Annotated in this window: 18 protein-coding genes; 7 read left to right on the top strand and 11 right to left on the bottom strand. The window is 62.7% G+C overall.

The annotated features are described in order from the left end of the window. Nucleotides 1–69: 69 nt before the first annotated feature. Entirely contained in the window at nt 70–1,002 is a 933-nt protein-coding gene (locus NHH88_11535) for a LysR family transcriptional regulator (GenBank protein ID USX16375.1), read from the bottom strand. 161 nt (nt 1,003–1,163) lie between these two features. Here NHH88_11535 and NHH88_11530 point away from each other — a divergent pair, with 161 nt between their 5' ends. The 4 genes from NHH88_11530 to NHH88_11515 all read left to right on the top strand — a co-directional run bounded on the left by NHH88_11530 (nt 1,164) and on the right by NHH88_11515 (nt 5,376). Next, entirely contained in the window at nt 1,164–1,865 is a 702-nt protein-coding gene (locus NHH88_11530; protein USX16374.1) for a pirin family protein, read from the top strand. A 149-nt stretch (nt 1,866–2,014) separates the two neighbouring features. Then, nucleotides 2,015–2,668, top strand: coding sequence for a GTP cyclohydrolase II (gene ribA, locus NHH88_11525; GenBank protein ID USX16373.1), 654 nt, complete (start codon nt 2,015–2,017; stop codon nt 2,666–2,668). Between the two features lie 30 nt (nt 2,669–2,698). After that, nucleotides 2,699–4,378 (top strand): serine protease, encoded by a 1,680-nt coding sequence (locus NHH88_11520; protein USX16372.1) that lies wholly within the window; start codon nt 2,699–2,701, stop codon nt 4,376–4,378. Next, a complete protein-coding gene (locus NHH88_11515) occupies nt 4,375–5,376 on the top strand; it encodes an FHA domain-containing protein (protein USX16371.1) in 1,002 nt (333 codons plus the stop codon). The genes NHH88_11520 and NHH88_11515 overlap by 4 nt, the downstream gene beginning before the upstream one ends. A gap of 82 nt (nt 5,377–5,458) precedes the next feature. Here the strand turns inward: NHH88_11515 and NHH88_11510 are convergent, their stop codons facing one another. Beyond that, on the bottom strand, nt 5,459–6,067 hold the full coding sequence (locus tag NHH88_11510) for a TetR/AcrR family transcriptional regulator (GenBank protein USX16370.1): 609 nt from the start codon (nt 6,065–6,067) through the stop codon (nt 5,459–5,461). 102 nt (nt 6,068–6,169) lie between these two features. Here NHH88_11510 and NHH88_11505 point away from each other — a divergent pair, with 102 nt between their 5' ends. Continuing rightward, entirely contained in the window at nt 6,170–7,423 is a 1,254-nt protein-coding gene (locus NHH88_11505) for an MFS transporter (GenBank protein ID USX16369.1), read from the top strand. Between the two features lie 98 nt (nt 7,424–7,521). On the opposite strand, the gene NHH88_11500 is transcribed toward NHH88_11505, so the two are convergent. After that, complete coding sequence (locus tag NHH88_11500; protein ID USX16368.1) at nt 7,522–7,824, bottom strand: hypothetical protein; 303 nt, start codon at nt 7,822–7,824, stop codon at nt 7,522–7,524. A gap of 213 nt (nt 7,825–8,037) precedes the next feature. On the opposite strand from NHH88_11500, the gene NHH88_11495 reads away from it, so the two are divergent. Continuing rightward, the gene (locus NHH88_11495; protein ID USX16367.1) at nt 8,038–8,541 is read left to right on the top strand and encodes a DUF433 domain-containing protein; all 504 of its coding nucleotides are present in this window, start codon (nt 8,038–8,040) and stop codon (nt 8,539–8,541) included. A gap of 24 nt (nt 8,542–8,565) precedes the next feature. On the opposite strand, the gene NHH88_11490 is transcribed toward NHH88_11495, so the two are convergent. After that, nucleotides 8,566–9,471, bottom strand: a complete 906-nt coding sequence (locus NHH88_11490) for a LysR family transcriptional regulator (GenBank protein USX16366.1) — start codon at nt 9,469–9,471, stop codon at nt 8,566–8,568. A gap of 98 nt (nt 9,472–9,569) precedes the next feature. Between NHH88_11490 and NHH88_11485 the strand changes: the two genes are divergently transcribed. Next, entirely contained in the window at nt 9,570–10,421 is an 852-nt protein-coding gene (locus tag NHH88_11485; protein USX16365.1) for an NAD(P)H-binding protein, read from the top strand. 10 nt (nt 10,422–10,431) lie between these two features. On the opposite strand, the gene ispF is transcribed toward NHH88_11485, so the two are convergent. Genes ispF through NHH88_11450 form a run of 7 tightly spaced genes read right to left on the bottom strand, consistent with a single transcriptional unit; the run spans nt 10,432 to nt 16,264 of the window. Continuing rightward, nucleotides 10,432–10,920 carry a 2-C-methyl-D-erythritol 2,4-cyclodiphosphate synthase gene (ispF, locus tag NHH88_11480; GenBank protein ID USX16364.1) on the bottom strand — a complete coding sequence of 163 codons (489 nt, stop codon included), beginning with the start codon at nt 10,918–10,920 and terminating at the stop codon, nt 10,432–10,434. A 13-nt stretch (nt 10,921–10,933) separates the two neighbouring features. Then, nucleotides 10,934–11,638 (bottom strand): 2-C-methyl-D-erythritol 4-phosphate cytidylyltransferase, encoded by a 705-nt coding sequence (ispD, locus tag NHH88_11475; protein ID USX16363.1) that lies wholly within the window; start codon nt 11,636–11,638, stop codon nt 10,934–10,936. A 5-nt stretch (nt 11,639–11,643) separates the two neighbouring features. After that, a complete protein-coding gene (locus tag NHH88_11470; protein USX16362.1) occupies nt 11,644–12,345 on the bottom strand; it encodes a hypothetical protein in 702 nt (233 codons plus the stop codon). A 4-nt stretch (nt 12,346–12,349) separates the two neighbouring features. Further along, on the bottom strand, nt 12,350–12,904 hold the full coding sequence (locus NHH88_11465; protein ID USX16361.1) for an NUDIX hydrolase: 555 nt from the start codon (nt 12,902–12,904) through the stop codon (nt 12,350–12,352). A 30-nt stretch (nt 12,905–12,934) separates the two neighbouring features. Then, nucleotides 12,935–13,240, bottom strand: coding sequence for a DUF2818 family protein (locus tag NHH88_11460; protein USX16360.1), 306 nt, complete (start codon nt 13,238–13,240; stop codon nt 12,935–12,937). Further along, the gene (gene nuoN, locus NHH88_11455) at nt 13,240–14,745 is read right to left on the bottom strand and encodes an NADH-quinone oxidoreductase subunit NuoN (protein ID USX16359.1); all 1,506 of its coding nucleotides are present in this window, start codon (nt 14,743–14,745) and stop codon (nt 13,240–13,242) included. Before nuoN ends, NHH88_11460 begins: the two co-directional genes overlap by 1 nt. A 19-nt stretch (nt 14,746–14,764) precedes the next feature. Then, nucleotides 14,765–16,264, bottom strand: a complete 1,500-nt coding sequence (locus NHH88_11450; GenBank protein USX16358.1) for an NADH-quinone oxidoreductase subunit M — start codon at nt 16,262–16,264, stop codon at nt 14,765–14,767. Between the last annotated feature and the right edge of the window lie 2 nt (nt 16,265–16,266).

Below are 16,266 nucleotides of genomic sequence, written 5' to 3'. Positions count from 1 at the left end.
GAAACAGTTGGCCTCGGTCAACATTGTCAAGCCGGGTGAAGCTTTCGCCTGTGGGTTTCCTGTTCTGCGTCAAACGGACTGCGTGTGGTGGGGCAAATGGCGCAACAAGCGCTCGAACAGACCCGGCTGGCGCATGCGGGCGATCCACCAGTTCAGCGCGGCGCCATGCTCGCCGCTGCGCCAGGCCAGGTAGAAGGTTTCGGCCGGCTTCGGCTCCCCGACCTGCTTTTCCACCAGCAAGCCGGCGTCGATGGCGGCGCGCGCGCACGGCTCCGGCAGGAAGCCGAAGCCGGTTCCGGCCAGCTGGAACTGCAGCTTGGTTTTCATGTCCGGCACGGTCAACGTATCCTGCCCCAGCAGCAGGCCGACGGTACGCGGCGCCAGCTGGCGCGCCGAATCGGCGACGCTGACGGCCCGGTATTGCTGTAAATGCACGCGGTCGAGCCGGCCTTCGACGGCGGCCAGCGGGTGCGACGGCGCCACCGCGAAGACGAACTCCACCTTGCCGATCGGCTCGGAGACATAGCCGCCCCCCGCCGGACCGTCCCCGGCCACGCCCACCAGCAGGTCGGCGCGGCGGTCCAGTAGCGCCTCCCAGGCGCCGGACAGCGTCTCCTTCACCACCCGCAGCCGGGTTTGCTGGGCGACCTCGTAGAAGGCGTTGATATCTTCCAGGAACATACATGGCGAGAACATCGAATCCATGCCCACCGCCAGTTCTGTCTCCCAGCCGGACGCCACGCGCCGCACCCGGTGCTCCAGGTCCTGCGCCGCCTTGAGCAGGTAGCGCCCCTCCTTCAACAGCTCAACGCCGGCCGCGGTCAGGACCACGCGCGGGCCGTTGCGCTCGAACACCTGGACGCCCAGGTCGTCCTCCAGTTTGCCGACGGTATAGGAGATGGTCGACGGTACGCGGTGCAATTCCTTGCCGGCGGCCGAGAACGATCCGCGACGGTCGATGGCGTCGACAATTTGCAGCGCTTCGAGGCTTAATCTGAGCATTCGATTTTTTCGATAGTAGAGGGGTAAATTTTCCGTTTTTTAATCCGGAATCCGGGGTCTATACTGTGATTCATGGATGCGGCGATAACAAAGAAGCTTTCAAAATTATCGCACATCAGCTGAACACAACCTTGAAAACAATCGAAGAAACGGAGCTCATCATGTTGCAAATTCGTAAAAGTGAAGAACGCGGTCTGGCAAATCACGGCTGGTTGAATTCCCGCCACAGCTTCTCGTTCGGCAGCTATCACGATCCAAAACACGTCGGTTTCGGCCCGCTGCTGGTGATCAACGAAGACCAGGTCGAAGCCGGCCAGGGTTTCGGCACCCACGGCCACCGCGACATGGAGATCATCTCCTACGTGTTGAGCGGCGCGCTGGAACATAAAGACAGCATGGGTACCGGTTCGGTGCTGCACTACGGCGACGTTCAACGCATGAGCGCCGGCACCGGCGTGCGTCACAGCGAGTTCAACGGTTCGCAAAAGGATCAGGTGCACTTCCTGCAGATCTGGATCCAGCCCGGCCAGGTCGGCATTCCTCCAAGCTACGAGGAAAAGCACTTCACGCCGGAGAGCAAACAAGGCCAACTGCGCCTGATCGCTTCGAACGACGGCCGCGAAGGCTCGGTGCTGGTGCATCAGGACGCATCGATCTATGCGACGATCATGGCTGCCGGCGACAGCCTGAAGCATGAGTTGGGCAATGGCCGTATCGCCTACGTCCATGTGATCCGGGGCGACGTGACCGTCAACGGTACCGCGCTCAAAGGCGGCGACGCGGCGAAGATCACCGAGGAAAACTTGGTCACCCTGGAACAGGCGACCGATGCCGAAGTGCTGGTGTTTGATTTGCCAAACTAAGCAAGCAAACAAACCCTTCCCATGGGAAAGGCTGGCCTAAAATAATTTTCCGCCAGTTTTGGTATGATGAAGGGCGCGCCGGGTCTGTTCGAACAGCCCGGCGCGCCTTTTTTACTTTATTACATCATCAATATTTGAAGAGCATAGCTATGTTGCAGAGCGCGGAAACACCGGCAAAAGACGAATTGGACTACATGACTTCGTGCGCCCTGCCGACGCCCTGGGCACAGTTCACCTTGCACGCCTTTGTCGAAAAAGCCACCGGCAAGGAACATCTGGCCATGGTGCTGGGCGATATCGGCGACGGCGAGCCGGTGCTGGCGCGCGTGCACTCCGAGTGCCTGACCGGCGACGTGCTGTTCTCACAACGTTGCGATTGCGGCGCCCAGTTGGAAGGCGCGCTCAAGAAGATCGCCGCCGAAGGCCGTGGCGTGCTGCTGTACCTGCGCCAGGAAGGCCGTGGTATCGGCCTGATCAACAAAATCCGCGCCTATCGCCTGCAAGAGGCCGGCGCCGACACGGTCCAGGCCAACGAGCAGCTGGGCTTTAAACCGGACCAGCGCACCTACGGGCTGGTCAAGCCGATGCTGGCCCAGTTCGACGTTAAAAGCCTGCGCCTGATGACCAATAATCCGCGTAAGATTGATGCCATGACTAAACTTGGCATCGAAGTGGCCGAGCGCGTGCCGCTGCTCGTCAACCGCAATGCGTTCAACCAGCACTATCTGAACACCAAAGCTGCCAAGCTGGGCCATATGATGACGCCTCTGACGCCCGCCGCCGTGGAAGATGGCGCGCTCTGAGGTTGACGATAGAATAAGTCTAAGGACTGCATGAAATTCACCGCGCTTGCCACAACCATCGCCTTGACCGGGGCCTGCGCTGGCGCGCTGGCCGCCTCCACCACCGCAAACCCCGCCGCGCCGACACTGGCTGCCGCCGCCAACGCGGCCACCGCAGCGGCGACCACCACCGCGACCGCCGCGACCACGACGGCAACCACCACGACGACCGTCACCGCGCCTGCCAAGGGCAAGCAGCCGCAGGCTGCGCAGCCGCAGGCTGCGCAGCCGGTCCCGCCCACCTCACCCGCCTCGCCCGAGCCGGCCGACCCGTCCGCCGCTGGCGCGGCAGCCGCCGATACCGCGCCGCTGCCCCCGCCGTCGAGCGCGGCCCAGCATTTATATGCGTCGGCCAAGAACGACATCCTGCAGGTGCGTTCGCTGCTGAAAAGCGGCCGTACGCAGTCGTCGGTGGGTTCCGGCTTTTTGATCGGCACGAGCAACCTGGTCGTCACCAATTACCACGTGGTGTCGCAGTTCGCGCTCGATCCGGACACCTACGTCGGCGAATGGGTCGACACCAGCGGCCAGCGCGGCAATGTGGAACTGCTGGCGGTCGACGTGCTGCACGATCTGGCGGTGCTGCGCGTCAACCGCAACGGCACCGGCTTCTTCAAGATGCCCGACCAGCTGGCGCGCCTGACGCAAGGCCAGTATCTGTACTCGATGGGCAATCCGCTCGACCTGGGCTTCGCCATTTCCGAGGGCGCCTACAACGGCGTCATCGCGCGCAGCTTCTACGACCAGCTGATGTTTACCGGCCCGATCAATTCCGGCATGAGCGGCGGTCCCAGCGTGACGGTCGACGGCTCGGTGGCCGGCGTCAACGTCTCCAAGCGCCTCGATGGCGAGCTGGTCAGCTTCCTGGTGCCGGCCCGCTTCGCCCAGGACCTGCTGCGCAAGGTCGAACAACAAGCCAAGGCGCCGGCCGATTTCACGTCCGTGGTGGCCGGGCAGTTGCTGAGCCACCAGCGCGCAATGGTCGACCAATTGCTGTCGAGTCCGCTTAGTTTGAAGCCGATGGGACCGTATCAGGTGCCGGTGCGCGAGTCCGAGCAGATGCGCTGCTGGGGCCGCTCCAACGTCAAGGCCGACAAGCCGTTCACGGTCGATGACGCCAGTTGCGCGATGGAGTCGGCGATCTTCGTCAGCGGTTCGCTGCAAACGGGACAGCTCAGCATCCGCCACCAGTTCATTCGCGGCACCGGCCTCGACAAGCTGCGCTTCGCGCAACTGGCCAGCGCCTCGTTCAAGAACGAGCACTTCGGCAGCAACAAGGACACCCGTTTGACCGGCCCCAACTGCACCGAAGACTTCGTCAAGAATAAAAACCTGCCGCTGCGCGCCGTGCTGTGCGTGCGCGCCTACCGCAAGTTCGCCGGCCTGTACGACTTCGCGCTGCTGACGGCAACCACCGATCAAGGGTTGATGAGCCTGCAAAGCCGGCTCGATGCACGCGGCGTTTCGTATGACAACGGCATGCGCCTGTCGCGCGTGTTCCTCGAATCGCTGTCGCTGGCGCCGGCTGGCGCGACGCTCCCGGTGCGCGCTCCGGCCGGTAAATCGGCGGGCAAGCCATCGACCACGCCCACGCCTGCAAGGGGAGCCGCCGACAAGGCGCCGATCCCCGCCCAGCCACCGGCCAAGCCGGCCACGGGAGGCGTGCAATGATGGCCCCCTACTTCGTCGAAATCCTCGCCCGCAACGGGGACGTGCTGCACCGACACAAGGCCGACACCTTGCCGATCCGCCTCGGCCGGAGCTACGACAACGACATCATCCTCGACGACGCCCACAGCGCCGCCGCGCACGCCATCGTCAATCTGGACGACGCCCAGGAAAAGCTGGTGCTGCGCGACCTCGGCAGCAAGAACGGCACCTACGCGCGCGGCAAGCGCCAGACCGAAGTCGTGCTGGGCGGCGACACGGTCGTGCGTCTCGGCCACACCCGCTTGCGCATCCGCGCGGCCGACTTCCCGGTGCCGGCCGAAATCGCCGACACCACCATGCACGGCTGGGAAGGCGCGACGCCGGCCACCATCGGCTTGGTGCTGATCGCCGTCTTCAGTTGCCTGGAGACGTGGCTGTCCGATGTCGAGCCGTTCGCGCTGATCCGTTACCTGCTGGTGTTGGCGTCCAGCCTGGCGGCAGGGCTGCTGTGGAGCGGCGTATGGGCGCTGGCCAACCGCCTGTTCGGCAGCCATGCGCGCATGGGGCGGCACCTGTTTATATTGGGTTGTGGCTTGGCGGCGGTGGGCATCTGGCGCGCGGCCAGCAGCACCATCGCCTATGCATGGTCGGCCGAAGGGTTCACGCGCTATGGCAACCTGGTCAGCCTGGCGATCGTCTGCGGCATGCTGTTCTTCCACTTGAAGACGATCAAGCCGCATCTGACGCGGCAGTTCGCCACCACCGCCACGATCATGATGCTGGTCGGCGCCGGACTGATGTTGATGGCCAACCTGCAAGGCACTGGCCGCTTGTCGGACGAGCTGTATATGTCCGTATTGTTGCCGCCGGAAGTCAAGCGCAGCGGCGACCGCAGCGTCGACCAATTCATGGGCAACGCCGCCAAGCTCAAGGCCGACACCGATGCCGCGCGGGCGCGCGGCGTCAAGGACGGCGTTGACGAAACGGATGATGACGACGACGACACGGGCGCCGAATGAGCCAATCAGTAACCCGGTAAGGCGGGGTCGTACCCCACGGGGTACGACCCCTGTGTGCTGCCGTGCGGGTTAAAAAACAGCATCACGGCCACCCGCGCAACACCTGATCGACCACGCCCTGCAACTGCTCGCGCGTGGCGCCGGCGGCGGCCTGCACAGCCATGCCGTTCGACACCGTCACCACATAGCGCGCCATCTGCCCCGAGCAGCTGTCGGCCGGCAAATCGCCATCCACCTTGGCCCGCTCGAAACGCTCGCGCAGCTTTTCCTCGCTCGCCGCCCTCCGCTCGATCAATGAATTACGAATAGGCAGCGCATCGTCGCTGCACGCCAGCGCGCCGTTAATCACCAGACAGCCATGCGGCTTGTCGGTCTCGGTCTGCGCATCGGCGTTACCGCGCAAGTAATGCTCGACCACGGCGCGCGCGGTCGGCTCCTTCAACGCCGCGTTAAACAGCGGATCGTGCGTGGCCCCATACCGGTCCAGCGCCAGGCGGAACAGGTTCTCCTTGTTGCCGAACACGGCGTACAAACTGGGCCGGTTCATGCCCATGGCCTCGGTCAGTTCCGGCAGCGAGCTCCCCTCGTAACCCTTCTCCCAGAACACCTTCATCGCTTTGTCCAGCGCCGTTTCAGCATCGAACGTGCGCGGACGGCCCGTCTTGCGGGCTGCTGCATTAGATTCTTTCATACCGATCGGTTAAAAATTATGTTGACAACGTTATCTCCAGCCGTCATTATGAACCGATCAGTAAAAAACTCAAGCATTTTTACTTCTACCTAGGACTATTCCATGCAATCTACCTCCACCGCACAGGCTTTGCCGCCTGCTGGCGAGGCGTCGGCGTCGTTGCCGCCCGCCACCGCCCCAACCCGCGCCGCCTGGCTGGCCGTGCTTTCCGTCGCCGTCGGCTCGTTTGCGCTCGTCACGACCGAATTCCTGCCGGTCGGCCTGCTGCCGTCCATCGCCGCCGAACTGAAAGTGACCGAAGGCATGGCCGGCATGATGGTCACCATCCCCGGCATTGTGGCCGCCTTTGCCGCCATCCTGGTCACCATCGGCGTCGGCAAGACCGACCGCCGCTATGTGATCTGGGGGCTGACGGCCACCCTGATCATTTCCAATCTGATGGTGGCGCTGTCCGATTCGTTCATCGTGATCCTGATCGGCCGCGCGCTGCTGGGTATCGGCGTCGGCGGCTTCTGGGCCATCGGCGGCGCGCTGGGCAACCGGCTGGTCCCGCCCGAGTATGCGACGCGGGCGACCTCGATCATCTTCGCCGGCATTTCGCTCGGCACCGTGGCCGGCGTGCCGGCCGGCGCGCTGATCGGCGAACTGGTCGGCTGGCGCGTGGCCTTCCACGCTGCCGGCGCGGTCGCCGTGCTGGTGCTGCTGACGCAAATGTGGCTGCTGCCACGCCTGCCGACGACCCAGTCCCTGACCTTCGCGCAACTGCCGGCGCTGCTGCGCGTGAAAAAGGCGCGGCTCGGCATGCTGGCCACCTTGTTGATCTTCATCGGCCAATTCGCCGCCTATACCTATGTCACGCCGTTCCTGAGCCAAGTGGTCGACCTGAACGCGACCACCATCAGCGCGCTCTTGCTGACCTACGGCGCGGCCGGCTTCGTCGGCAACCTGATCGGCGGCTGGACGGTGGCGCGCAGTGTGCGCATGTCGATGATCGTCACCGGCGTGGTCATGGGTTTGTCGGCGGCGGCGTTGCCGTTGATCGGCACCTCGCTGCTGGGCGCAACGGCGCTGATCGTGATCTGGGGCCTGGCCTTCGGCATGATGCCGATCTCGGTACAAACCTGGATGTTCCGCGCCGCACCCGATGCGATGGAAAGCGGCGGCGCGGTGTTCGTCGCCACCGCGCAGATCTCGCTGGCCAGCGGCGCTCTGGTCGGCGGCGTGGCGGTCGATCATCTGGGCGTCTCAAGCGCGATGGTGGTGGGCGGCGTGTTCGCCGTCGCGATGGCGGCGGTCATCGCCAAATGGGGCGAGGACGACGGCAAACCGTCAGGCAAACTGCACGCCGTGCACTGACCACAGACCGCCGCGAAAATGAGGAAACACGTAGGGCGGATTAGCGCGCAGCGCGTAATCCGCCATGCATGCGCCGCCGGCGGCGCATGCATTCCCACCTAAATCCTGCCGCGCCTGAACTCAGCCAAAAAGGCCTTGGTCTCCTTGGCCGACAACACCTTGATGTCATCACCGTGCCAAGCGAAAAGATAAGGCGTGCCCCCCTGACGGTCGGTCAACTTGGCGTCCAGCAGAAAACAAGTACCCAGCGGATACAAGGACGTATCGCTCATCCGCCGCGAACACTGCACCGCCAGCTCGGGTGAAAACGCCTGTCCCGGCACCGGATGAATCTCGACTACGCCCCCGCGCTGCACCGAGTGCACCGCCACCTGCCGGTAAGCATAAATATCGCGCGCCATGGTCATCCTTGCTGAAAAACCGCCATGGTAGCAGATCGTTTTCCACAGGTATGACAATAAGCACACACCATTGATCTGATCGAAGGACCGATGAGAGAGCCGGGCGCAGGATGTCGCGAGACGTCCTGGCAGCCCGGCTTTTTTATTCAGTGCCGCTTGAAGGATATCCTCAAGCTACTACACTGAACATGACCACCTACACTGAGGACGACGATGAAGTACGAATCATCTCTTTTAGACGAGCAACCCGACGCGAACGACGTGGACTATTGGGACAGAAATGACAGTTGGGGCAATGTCATGCCTATTCCTGGCGATGACGAGATCGAATATGACGAGGACTCGCCACCACTAGAGTCCGGATTTTATGCCAACGGCGTTCATCGGATACACGGTCGGGTGCTACCTCTGCGCACGTCGCCGCTCGACCCCGTCGATCCCGAAGTACTAGCTTTCATGCGAACTCAGGTTCCGGAGGTCCAAATAGACCGGCACATCATGGGTGGCATGCCTGTCTTCAGAGGAACGCTGGTGCCCATCAAGCGAATGTTTGACTACCTTTTAGCCGGTAAAACAATGGAAGACTTTCTTGCCGATTTCCCTACGGTATCGCAGTCTGCCGCTAAGTCAGTTTTAGAAACCGAGGCGACGATGTTTTACGAAGACATCAGTAAGGCCATGGACGCCGAAGCCCGCCTCGCGTCGTTGTCAAAATAAGCGGCCCCGCTGCCCTTGCCTGCATCACGCTAACAGCGACTGAAAGAACTCCAGAAACGCCCGCGTCTTGGCCGGCGGATGCTGGCGCGATGGATACAGCGCGTACAGCGGAAAACGTTCATCCGGCCACGCCGTGAGCACTGGCGTCAGCGCGCCGGAGCGCAGCAGCGGCTCCACGGCGATATCGATGACCTGCGCCAGGCCGTAGCCTGACAGCAGCACACTCTCCATGGTGCCGGCGTCGTTGAGGGTGACCTGGCTATGCGGCTGCACACGGGTGACTTTACCTCCACGATGAAACTCCCAATCAAAAGGCCTGCCCGTGGCCGGATTGCGGAAGTGGATACAGGTATGGTCCGCGCTCTCCAAATCCGACGGCTTCTTCGGCACGCCATGCTTGCGCAGATAGGCAGGCGTGGCGACGGTGAGCACGCGCGTGTCCATCAGCTTGCGGGCGATCAGTGACGAGGTCTGAGGCTGGCCGAGTCGAATGGCCAGGTCGACGCCGTCGCCGACCATGTCGCCGATCTGGTCACGGGCGTAAAGGTCCAGTTCAAGCTCCGGGTGCCGCTTTAAAAAAGCGCCCAGCCTCGGGCCAAGCAGCAGGCGCGCCAACAGCGGATCGGCGTTCACCCGCAGCTTGCCGCGCACGGCCACCGCCCCTTCTCCCGCCGACACCACCGCCTCCTCCAGTCCCTCCAGCAATGGGCCGATCTGCGCGTAGAAGCGGCGCCCCTCATCGGTGAGCGAGACCTTGCGCGTGGTGCGGTCAAACAGCCGGATATTGAGACGCGACTCCAGCCGCGCAATGGCACGGCTCACGCCCGATTGCGACATCTCGAGCGCCTCGCCCGCGCGCACAAAACTGCCGCTGTCCACGATCGCGGCCAGCACCCGCATGCCGTTCACCACCCGTTCGTCAAAAGCCATATATGCTGTTTGGTCATTAATGATATGCATCCCATGCTATCGGAATATGGGCCGGTTTGCATCAAAATTCTCCTTATCGATTTTCAAAGGAGAACACCATGTATGCAATCACCGGTATCACGGGACAGGTCGGCTCGGCGCTGGGCCATCGACTGTTGGCTGCGGGGTTGCCATTGCGCGCCGTGGTGCGCGACGCGGCCAAAGGCGAAGCCTGGGCTGCGCGCGGCGCTGAAGTGGCGCTGGCCGACGTCAATGACGCTGCTGCGCTGACGCAAGCCTTCACCGGCGCGGAAGCGGTATTCGTACTGCTGCCGCCGACCTTCGATCCGTCCGACGGCTACCCTGAGGCGCGGCGCAGTATCGCGGCACTGCGCGCGGCGCTGGCGGCGGCGCGTCCGGGCCGCGTGGTCGCGCTATCGACCATCGGCGCGCAGTCCACACGTCCTAACCTGCTCAACCAATTGGGCATCCTGGAACAGGAATTGGGCACGCTGGATTTGCCCGTCGCCTTCCTGCGGGCGGCATGGTTTATCGAGAACAGCCTGTGGGACGTGGCGTCCGCCCGTGCGAGCGGATACATTGCCAGTTTCCTGCAACCGCTCGACCGCCCCGTGCCGATGGTCGCCTGCGCGGATATCTCGAGGGTGGCGCAAGAGCTGCTGCGGCAAACCTGGAGCGGGCTGCGCGTGGTGGAGCTGGAAGGTCCGGGGCACATCAGCCCAGCCGATATCGCGGCAAGCTTCGCCAGGTTGCTTGGCACCGACGTCAAAGCGCATGCAGTGCCGCGCGATACGTGGGCAGAGCTATTCGTTTCTCAAGGTATGAAGAATCCCGTTCCACGCATGCGGATGCTGGACGGGTTCAACGAAGGCTGGATCGCCTTTGAAGGAACGCCGCGCAAGGGCGTCGTCACACTGGACGAGGCCATTGCGGGGCTGCTGGCGCGCTAACCCGGCATGCTTATGCGGCAATCAACATCGCGATCGCTTCGGCCGCGATGCCCTCTTCCCGGCCCAGATAACCCAGCTTCTCGTTGGTCTTGGCCTTGACGTTGACCTGGCTGATGTCCAGGCCAAGGTCTTCGGCGATGTTCGCGCGCATGGACTGGATATGCGGCGCCATCTTCGGACGCTGGGCGATGATGGTGCAATCGACGTTGCCGATGCTGTAGCCGGTAGCCACCACGCGGCGCGCGGCTTCCTTCAGCAAGGTGCGCGAATCGGCGCCCTTGAACTGCACGTCCGTATCCGGAAAATGCTTGCCGATGTCGCCCAGCGCGGCCGCGCCCAGGATCGAATCGGTGATCGCGTGCAGCAGCACGTCGGCGTCCGAATGGCCCAGCAGGCCGACGTGGTGCGGGATGTCGACGCCGCCGATGATCAGCTTGCGGCCTTCCACCAAAGCATGGCAGTCGTAGCCTTGGCCGATGCGGAACGGGAGTTTGTTCATATAGATTCCTTGGTTATTCGTCGGCTGCCAGATACATCTCGGCGATGCGGATATCGGCCGGCAGCGTGACTTTCAAATTTCGTGGGTGGCCTTCGATCAGCCGTGGCGACATGCCCAACATCTCGACGGCGCTGGCGTCGTCGGTGATGGCGTTGGCGTCCGGCGCGCCGCCCAACGCCCGCAGCAGCAGCGCGTAGCTGAACATCTGCGGCGTCTGCGCCAGCCACAGACCGTCGCGCGGCACCGTGGCGACATCGGCGTTCACCTTGCGCTTGACCGTGTCGACCACCGGCAGCGCCAGCAGCCCGCCGGCTGCGTAGTCGCCCACGCCCTCAATCAGCTTGGCGATCAAGGCCGGCGTCAGGCCGGGACGCGCGGCGTCGTGCACCATGACCAGGTCCGCGTCGGTGACGACGCCGTCCAACGCGCGCAAGGCGTTGAGCACCGAGTCCATGCGGGTGGCGCCGCCACAGCGCAGCACCGTCACGCCATCGAGGTCCGGCGGCAGCACGGCGTCGATCTGGCCGTCCGCCGCGCTGACCACGACGTAAGTGTGCGCCACCAGATCGCTGGCGCGGAAAGCGTCGACGGCGTGGCGCAGCATCGGCTTGCCGCCGACCGTCAGGTATTGTTTGGGTCCGTCGGCCGCCATGCGCGCGCCGACGCCGGCGGCGGGCAGCAGCGCAAAGTAGCGCGGTGTATCAGTATGTGCTGTCATCTTCTTTATCTTCTGCGCCTGCGCTGGACGATTTCCCGGATCTCGCCGTTACAGGTGTTGGCCAAACGCGCATATTCGGCGGGGGTGTCGATTTTAGCCTGCTCCGCCTTGCCTTTGTCGAATTCGGCCTGAATAAACGGCATCCACTGGCTGTTGATCTCGTGCTGCAGCGCCGATTGCGCGGTGCCGGACGGCGCGTACAAAGGCTTGCCTTCGAAGCGGCGGTTCAGCGCATCGCGCACCACCTTTTCGACCCGCGCCAGATTGTCCATATACGCTTTGAGGTGGCGCTGCTCGTGCTCCAGGATCGTCTTGTAGCCGCAACTGCCCGGCACGAACTCGTTGCCGACGTAAATCAACACAGGCGAGTAGTTCAACTTGATCTCTACACGCGGCGCAACGCATTCATAGCCGCTCACCTTGTCCTGCAAAATCGGCCCGCCCATCGTGGCGGCATACTGCGCCCGCGTGACGGTCAGACCCAGGGTCTCGCTGCGGCCGTCGATGCTGCCGGTCTTCAAGGTCAGCGCGCGGTAAGGCAGCTGGTTGTTGATCGTGAAGCCATTGCTCTTCGTCGACAGCACCGAAATAGTTTTGCTGATCGTATCCTCGCAGCGGATCTGGAACGGCGTACGTTCAGCCGCCCGGGTCACGTCAGCCCCGGCGCTGGCGACGCCAAACAACAAGATCAGCGCCGCCGGCTTCATAACGTCAGTCCAGCTTCCAGTCGCCCGCGCGCAGCTTGTCGAGCCAGAACGCGCCGATGATGGTTTTGACGTCGGTGACTTTACCTTCGCGCACCCATTGCAGCAGTTCGTCGATGGTGGCGGTGAACAGTTCGAGGAACTCGCCGTCGTCCAGCTTTTGCTCGCCCAGGGTCAAACCGCGCGCCAGGTACAGGTCCAGATGCTCGTCCGAATAGGCGATGGCGTTGTGGATCTTGCTGACGAACTGCCAGTCGGTGGCGGTGTAGCCGGTTTCTTCTTCCAGCTCGCGTTTGGCGCTGGCCAGCGGGTCTTCGCCCGGATCGATTTTCCCGGCCGGGAATTCGATGAACACGTCGTGCAGCGGGTAGCGGTACTGACGCTCGAGCAGCACCTTGCCGTCGTCGAGCAGCGGCAGGATCACCACCGCGCCGGGATGCAGGATGTATTCACGGCCGGTACGTTTGCCGTCGGGGAGTTCTATGGTGTCGCGTTGGACTTTGAGGAAATGGCCGTCGTAGACCAATGCACCGTCGATGCGGGTTTCTGTCAGTTTCGACATGTCGGCTCCTTGATTGAAGCCGCTAGTGTATCAGTCGCGATGCTTGCGCAGGTAGCGCGCGATGAATCCGGGGAAGCCGAAAACGAGGAACAGACAGCCGGAGATCGCGTAGAACTCCCAGGTCTGGGGGAAGCGGGTGCCGATGCGGCCTTCCAGGGCGAAGCCGAGGAAGCCAACGACAAAGTACAGCGCGACCATTTCGACCAGGCGCACGATCAGCGGCTTGCGCCCCCACGTGGCTGGAACAACGGCCAGTACTTTGTCGTTGAAAAAAGGCAGGTTGGCGGCCGCGATGGCTATCGCGATCACCAACCAGCTTGCGACGGAAACATCCATCAAGTGGCGAGGGTCGCTTGCATCGCCTTCAGGCACATCGCCAGCAGCGGGCCTGGCAGAACGCCCAGTAGCACGATGGCCAGGCCGTTCAGGCTCAGGACAAACTTCATGTCGCCGTGGGCGACGATCGGCGCGGTGTCGGTCGGCTCGTCGAACCACATCAGTTTAACGATGCGCAGGTAGTAGAACGCGCCGATCAGCGAGAACATCACCGCGACCACGGTCAGCCAGATCTGGCCCGTACCCAGTACGGCGCTCAGCACCGAGAACTTGGCGGCAAAGCCCATCATCGGCGGCACGCCGGCCAGCGAGAACATCAAAATCGTCATGACGACCGCGAACCAGCCACTGCGCTTGCTCAGGCCTTTGAAGTCGTTCAGGTTTTCGGCTTCGAAACCGGAACGCGACAACAGCATCAACAGGCCGAAGCTGCCGACGGTGGTCAGCACGTAAGTCAGGATGTAGTACATCGACGAGCTGTAAGCGGCGGCGATGCCGGTGCGGTCGGTGGTGCCGACCACGCCAGCCAGCAGGCCAAGCAGCACGAAGCCGATTTGCGCGATGGTCGAATAAGCCAGCATACGCTTCAGGTTCGTCTGTGCGATAGCGGTCAGGTTACCGATCGCCAGCGACAGCACGGCCAGGACCATCAGCATCTGCTGCCAGTCGAACGCCATCGGCAGCAGGCCTTCCACCAGCAGGCGGATGCAGATCGCGAAGGTGGCGATCTTCGGCGCGCCGCCCAGCAGCAGGGTCACCGCGGTCGGCGAACCTTCGTAGACGTCCGGTACCCACATGTGGAACGGCACGGCGCCCAGTTTGAACGCCAGACCAGCCACCAGGAACACGATACCGAACACCAGGATGGTCGGCTTGATGGTGCCCGCTGCGACGGCGGCGGCCACTTTGCTGATTTCCAGGGTGCCGGTGGCGCCGTACAGCATCGAGATACCGTACAACAGGAAACCCGATGCCAGCGCGCCGAGGATGAAGTACTTCATCGCCGCTTCGGTGGCCTTGTGGTTATCGCGGCGCAGCGCGACCAGCGCGTACAGCGACAGCGACATCAGTTCGACGCCCAGGTAGATCGTCAGGAAGTTCGAACCCGAGATCATCACCATCTGGCCCAGCATCGCGAACAGCGCCAGGACGTAGAACTCGCCGCCCAGGTTACCGCTCATCATGCCGCGCTGCGTGACGTACTGGCGCGAATACACCAAGGTCAGCGCCACGGCCACGTACGTGGCCAGCTTGAGCAGGTTCGCCATCGGATCGTTGACGTACATGCCGTGGAAGGTGTACGCGGTGGTGCCGGCGCTGAAGTCGGCGAAGGTGATGCCGGCCAAAACGGCCAGGATCGCCAGCGACAGCACGTAAGTGATCGACCGCTTGGACTCGGACAGGAACATGTCCACCAGCAGGAGTAGCGAGGCGCCAATGATCAACGTCACCTCGGCATACGCCGGTGCGAGATTGAACGCCTCTTGTGGAATAGGTGTAGTCATTTATGCGTTTCCGTTTTTCTTAAGGCAGCTTGCTTTTTGCGACATGCGTCAGCAGGTCGGCGACCGAGGTTTGCATCGTGTCGGTGAATGGCGCCGGGTACAGACCCATGACCAGCACCGCGATCGCCAGGACACCCAGCATGAAGAACTCGCGGCCATTGACGTCGACCAGCGCGGCCACATGGTGGTTGGTCACTTTACCGAAGATGACGCGCTTGGCCATCCACAGCGAGTAGGCTGCACCGAAGATCAGCGCGGTCGCGGCCAGCAAACCGATCCAGAAGTTGTACTGCACGGCGCCCAGGATCACCATGAACTCGCCGACGAAGCCGGAAGTCGCAGGCAGACCGCAGTTAGCCATCGAGAAGAAGATGAACAGCGCGGCGAACTTCGGCATCTTGTTGACGACACCACCGTAGTCGGCGATTTGACGCGAGTGCGCCTGGTCATACAGCACGCCGATACACAGGAACATCGCGCCGGAGATGAAGCCGTGCGAGATCATTTGTACGATCGCGCCCTGCACGCCGATGGCGTTGAAGATGAAGAAGCCCAGGGTGACGAAGCCCATGTGCGCGATCGACGAGTAGGCGACCAGCTTTTTCATGTCCTTCTGTACCAGTGCGACCAGGCCGACGTAGATCACGGCGATCAGCGACAGGGTAATCACGAAGCCCGACAGGTAGTGCGACGCGTCCGGGGTGATCGGCAGCGAAAAGCGGAGGAAGCCATAGGCGCCCAGTTTCAGCATGATCGCGGCCAGCACGGCGGAACCGCCGGTTGGCGCTTCGACGTGGACGTCAGGCAGCCAGGTGTGGACCGGGAACATCGGAACCTTGACGGCGAAGGCCATGAAGAAGGCGATGAAGATGAAGATCTGCTCTTTCATCGTCAACGGCGTCAGGTGCCAGGTCAGGATGTCGAAGGTGCCCGTGACGCGGTACAGGTAGATGATCGCGACCAAGGTCAGCAAGGAGCCGAAGAAGGTGTAGAGGAAGAACTTGAACGACGCGTACACGCGGTTCTCACCACCCCACACGCCGATGATGATGTACATCGGGATCAGGGTCGCTTCGAAGAAGAAGTAGAACAGCAGGCCGTCCATCGCGCAGAACACGCCGATCATCAGGCCGGACAGGATCAGGAAGGCGCCCATGTATTGCGCGACGCGCTTCTGGATCACCTGCCAGGCCGAGATCACGACGATCACGGTGATGAATGCCGTCAGCGGCACGAACCACAGCGACAGGCCGTCGATGCCCAGCGAGTAGTAGATGTTGAACGTCTCGATCCAGGGCGACTTCTCGACGAACTGCATGCCGTGGGCGGCGTTGTCGAAATTGGTGATCAGCGGGATGGTCGCGGCGAAGCTGACGATCGCGCCGATCAGCGAACCGACGCGGACCAGCGCCGCGTTGGTGTCACGGCCGACGGCCAGGACGATCAGGCCGAAGACAATCGGAAGCCAGATCGCCAGGCTCAGGTACGGAGGTAAGGTAGATATAGTTGACTGCATCATGG

It is taken from the genome of Oxalobacteraceae bacterium OTU3CAMAD1, from assembly GCA_024123915.1.
Taxonomy (GTDB): domain Bacteria; phylum Pseudomonadota; class Gammaproteobacteria; order Burkholderiales; family Burkholderiaceae_D; genus Rugamonas.
Note: the sequence above shows the minus strand (reverse complement) of the source record. Positions and strands in the feature narration are given on the sequence as shown.

Excerpts from the sequence above, each read along its gene's own strand:
- NHH88_11505 (USX16369.1), top strand. The coding sequence starts at position 6,170 with ATGCAATCTACCTCCACCGCACAGGCTTTGCCGCCTGCTGGCGAGGCG.
- NHH88_11510 (USX16370.1), bottom strand. The coding sequence starts at position 6,067 with ATGAAAGAATCTAATGCAGCAGCCCGCAAGACGGGCCGTCCGCGCACG.
- ribA (USX16373.1), top strand. The coding sequence starts at position 2,015 with ATGTTGCAGAGCGCGGAAACACCGGCAAAAGACGAATTGGACTACATG.
- ispF (USX16364.1), bottom strand. The coding sequence starts at position 10,920 with ATGAACAAACTCCCGTTCCGCATCGGCCAAGGCTACGACTGCCATGCT.
- NHH88_11450 (USX16358.1), bottom strand. The coding sequence starts at position 16,264 with ATGATGCAGTCAACTATATCTACCTTACCTCCGTACCTGAGCCTGGCG.
- nuoN (USX16359.1), bottom strand. The coding sequence starts at position 14,745 with ATGACTACACCTATTCCACAAGAGGCGTTCAATCTCGCACCGGCGTAT.
- NHH88_11515 (USX16371.1), top strand. The coding sequence starts at position 4,375 with ATGATGGCCCCCTACTTCGTCGAAATCCTCGCCCGCAACGGGGACGTG.
- NHH88_11535 (USX16375.1), bottom strand. The coding sequence starts at position 1,002 with ATGCTCAGATTAAGCCTCGAAGCGCTGCAAATTGTCGACGCCATCGAC.
- NHH88_11460 (USX16360.1), bottom strand. The coding sequence starts at position 13,240 with ATGGATGTTTCCGTCGCAAGCTGGTTGGTGATCGCGATAGCCATCGCG.
- NHH88_11495 (USX16367.1), top strand. The coding sequence starts at position 8,038 with ATGAAGTACGAATCATCTCTTTTAGACGAGCAACCCGACGCGAACGAC.
- NHH88_11530 (USX16374.1), top strand. The coding sequence starts at position 1,164 with ATGTTGCAAATTCGTAAAAGTGAAGAACGCGGTCTGGCAAATCACGGC.
- ispD (USX16363.1), bottom strand. The coding sequence starts at position 11,638 with ATGACAGCACATACTGATACACCGCGCTACTTTGCGCTGCTGCCCGCC.
- NHH88_11485 (USX16365.1), top strand. The coding sequence starts at position 9,570 with ATGTATGCAATCACCGGTATCACGGGACAGGTCGGCTCGGCGCTGGGC.
- NHH88_11520 (USX16372.1), top strand. The coding sequence starts at position 2,699 with ATGAAATTCACCGCGCTTGCCACAACCATCGCCTTGACCGGGGCCTGC.
- NHH88_11500 (USX16368.1), bottom strand. The coding sequence starts at position 7,824 with ATGGCGCGCGATATTTATGCTTACCGGCAGGTGGCGGTGCACTCGGTG.
- NHH88_11490 (USX16366.1), bottom strand. The coding sequence starts at position 9,471 with ATGGCTTTTGACGAACGGGTGGTGAACGGCATGCGGGTGCTGGCCGCG.
- NHH88_11470 (USX16362.1), bottom strand. The coding sequence starts at position 12,345 with ATGAAGCCGGCGGCGCTGATCTTGTTGTTTGGCGTCGCCAGCGCCGGG.
- NHH88_11465 (USX16361.1), bottom strand. The coding sequence starts at position 12,904 with ATGTCGAAACTGACAGAAACCCGCATCGACGGTGCATTGGTCTACGAC.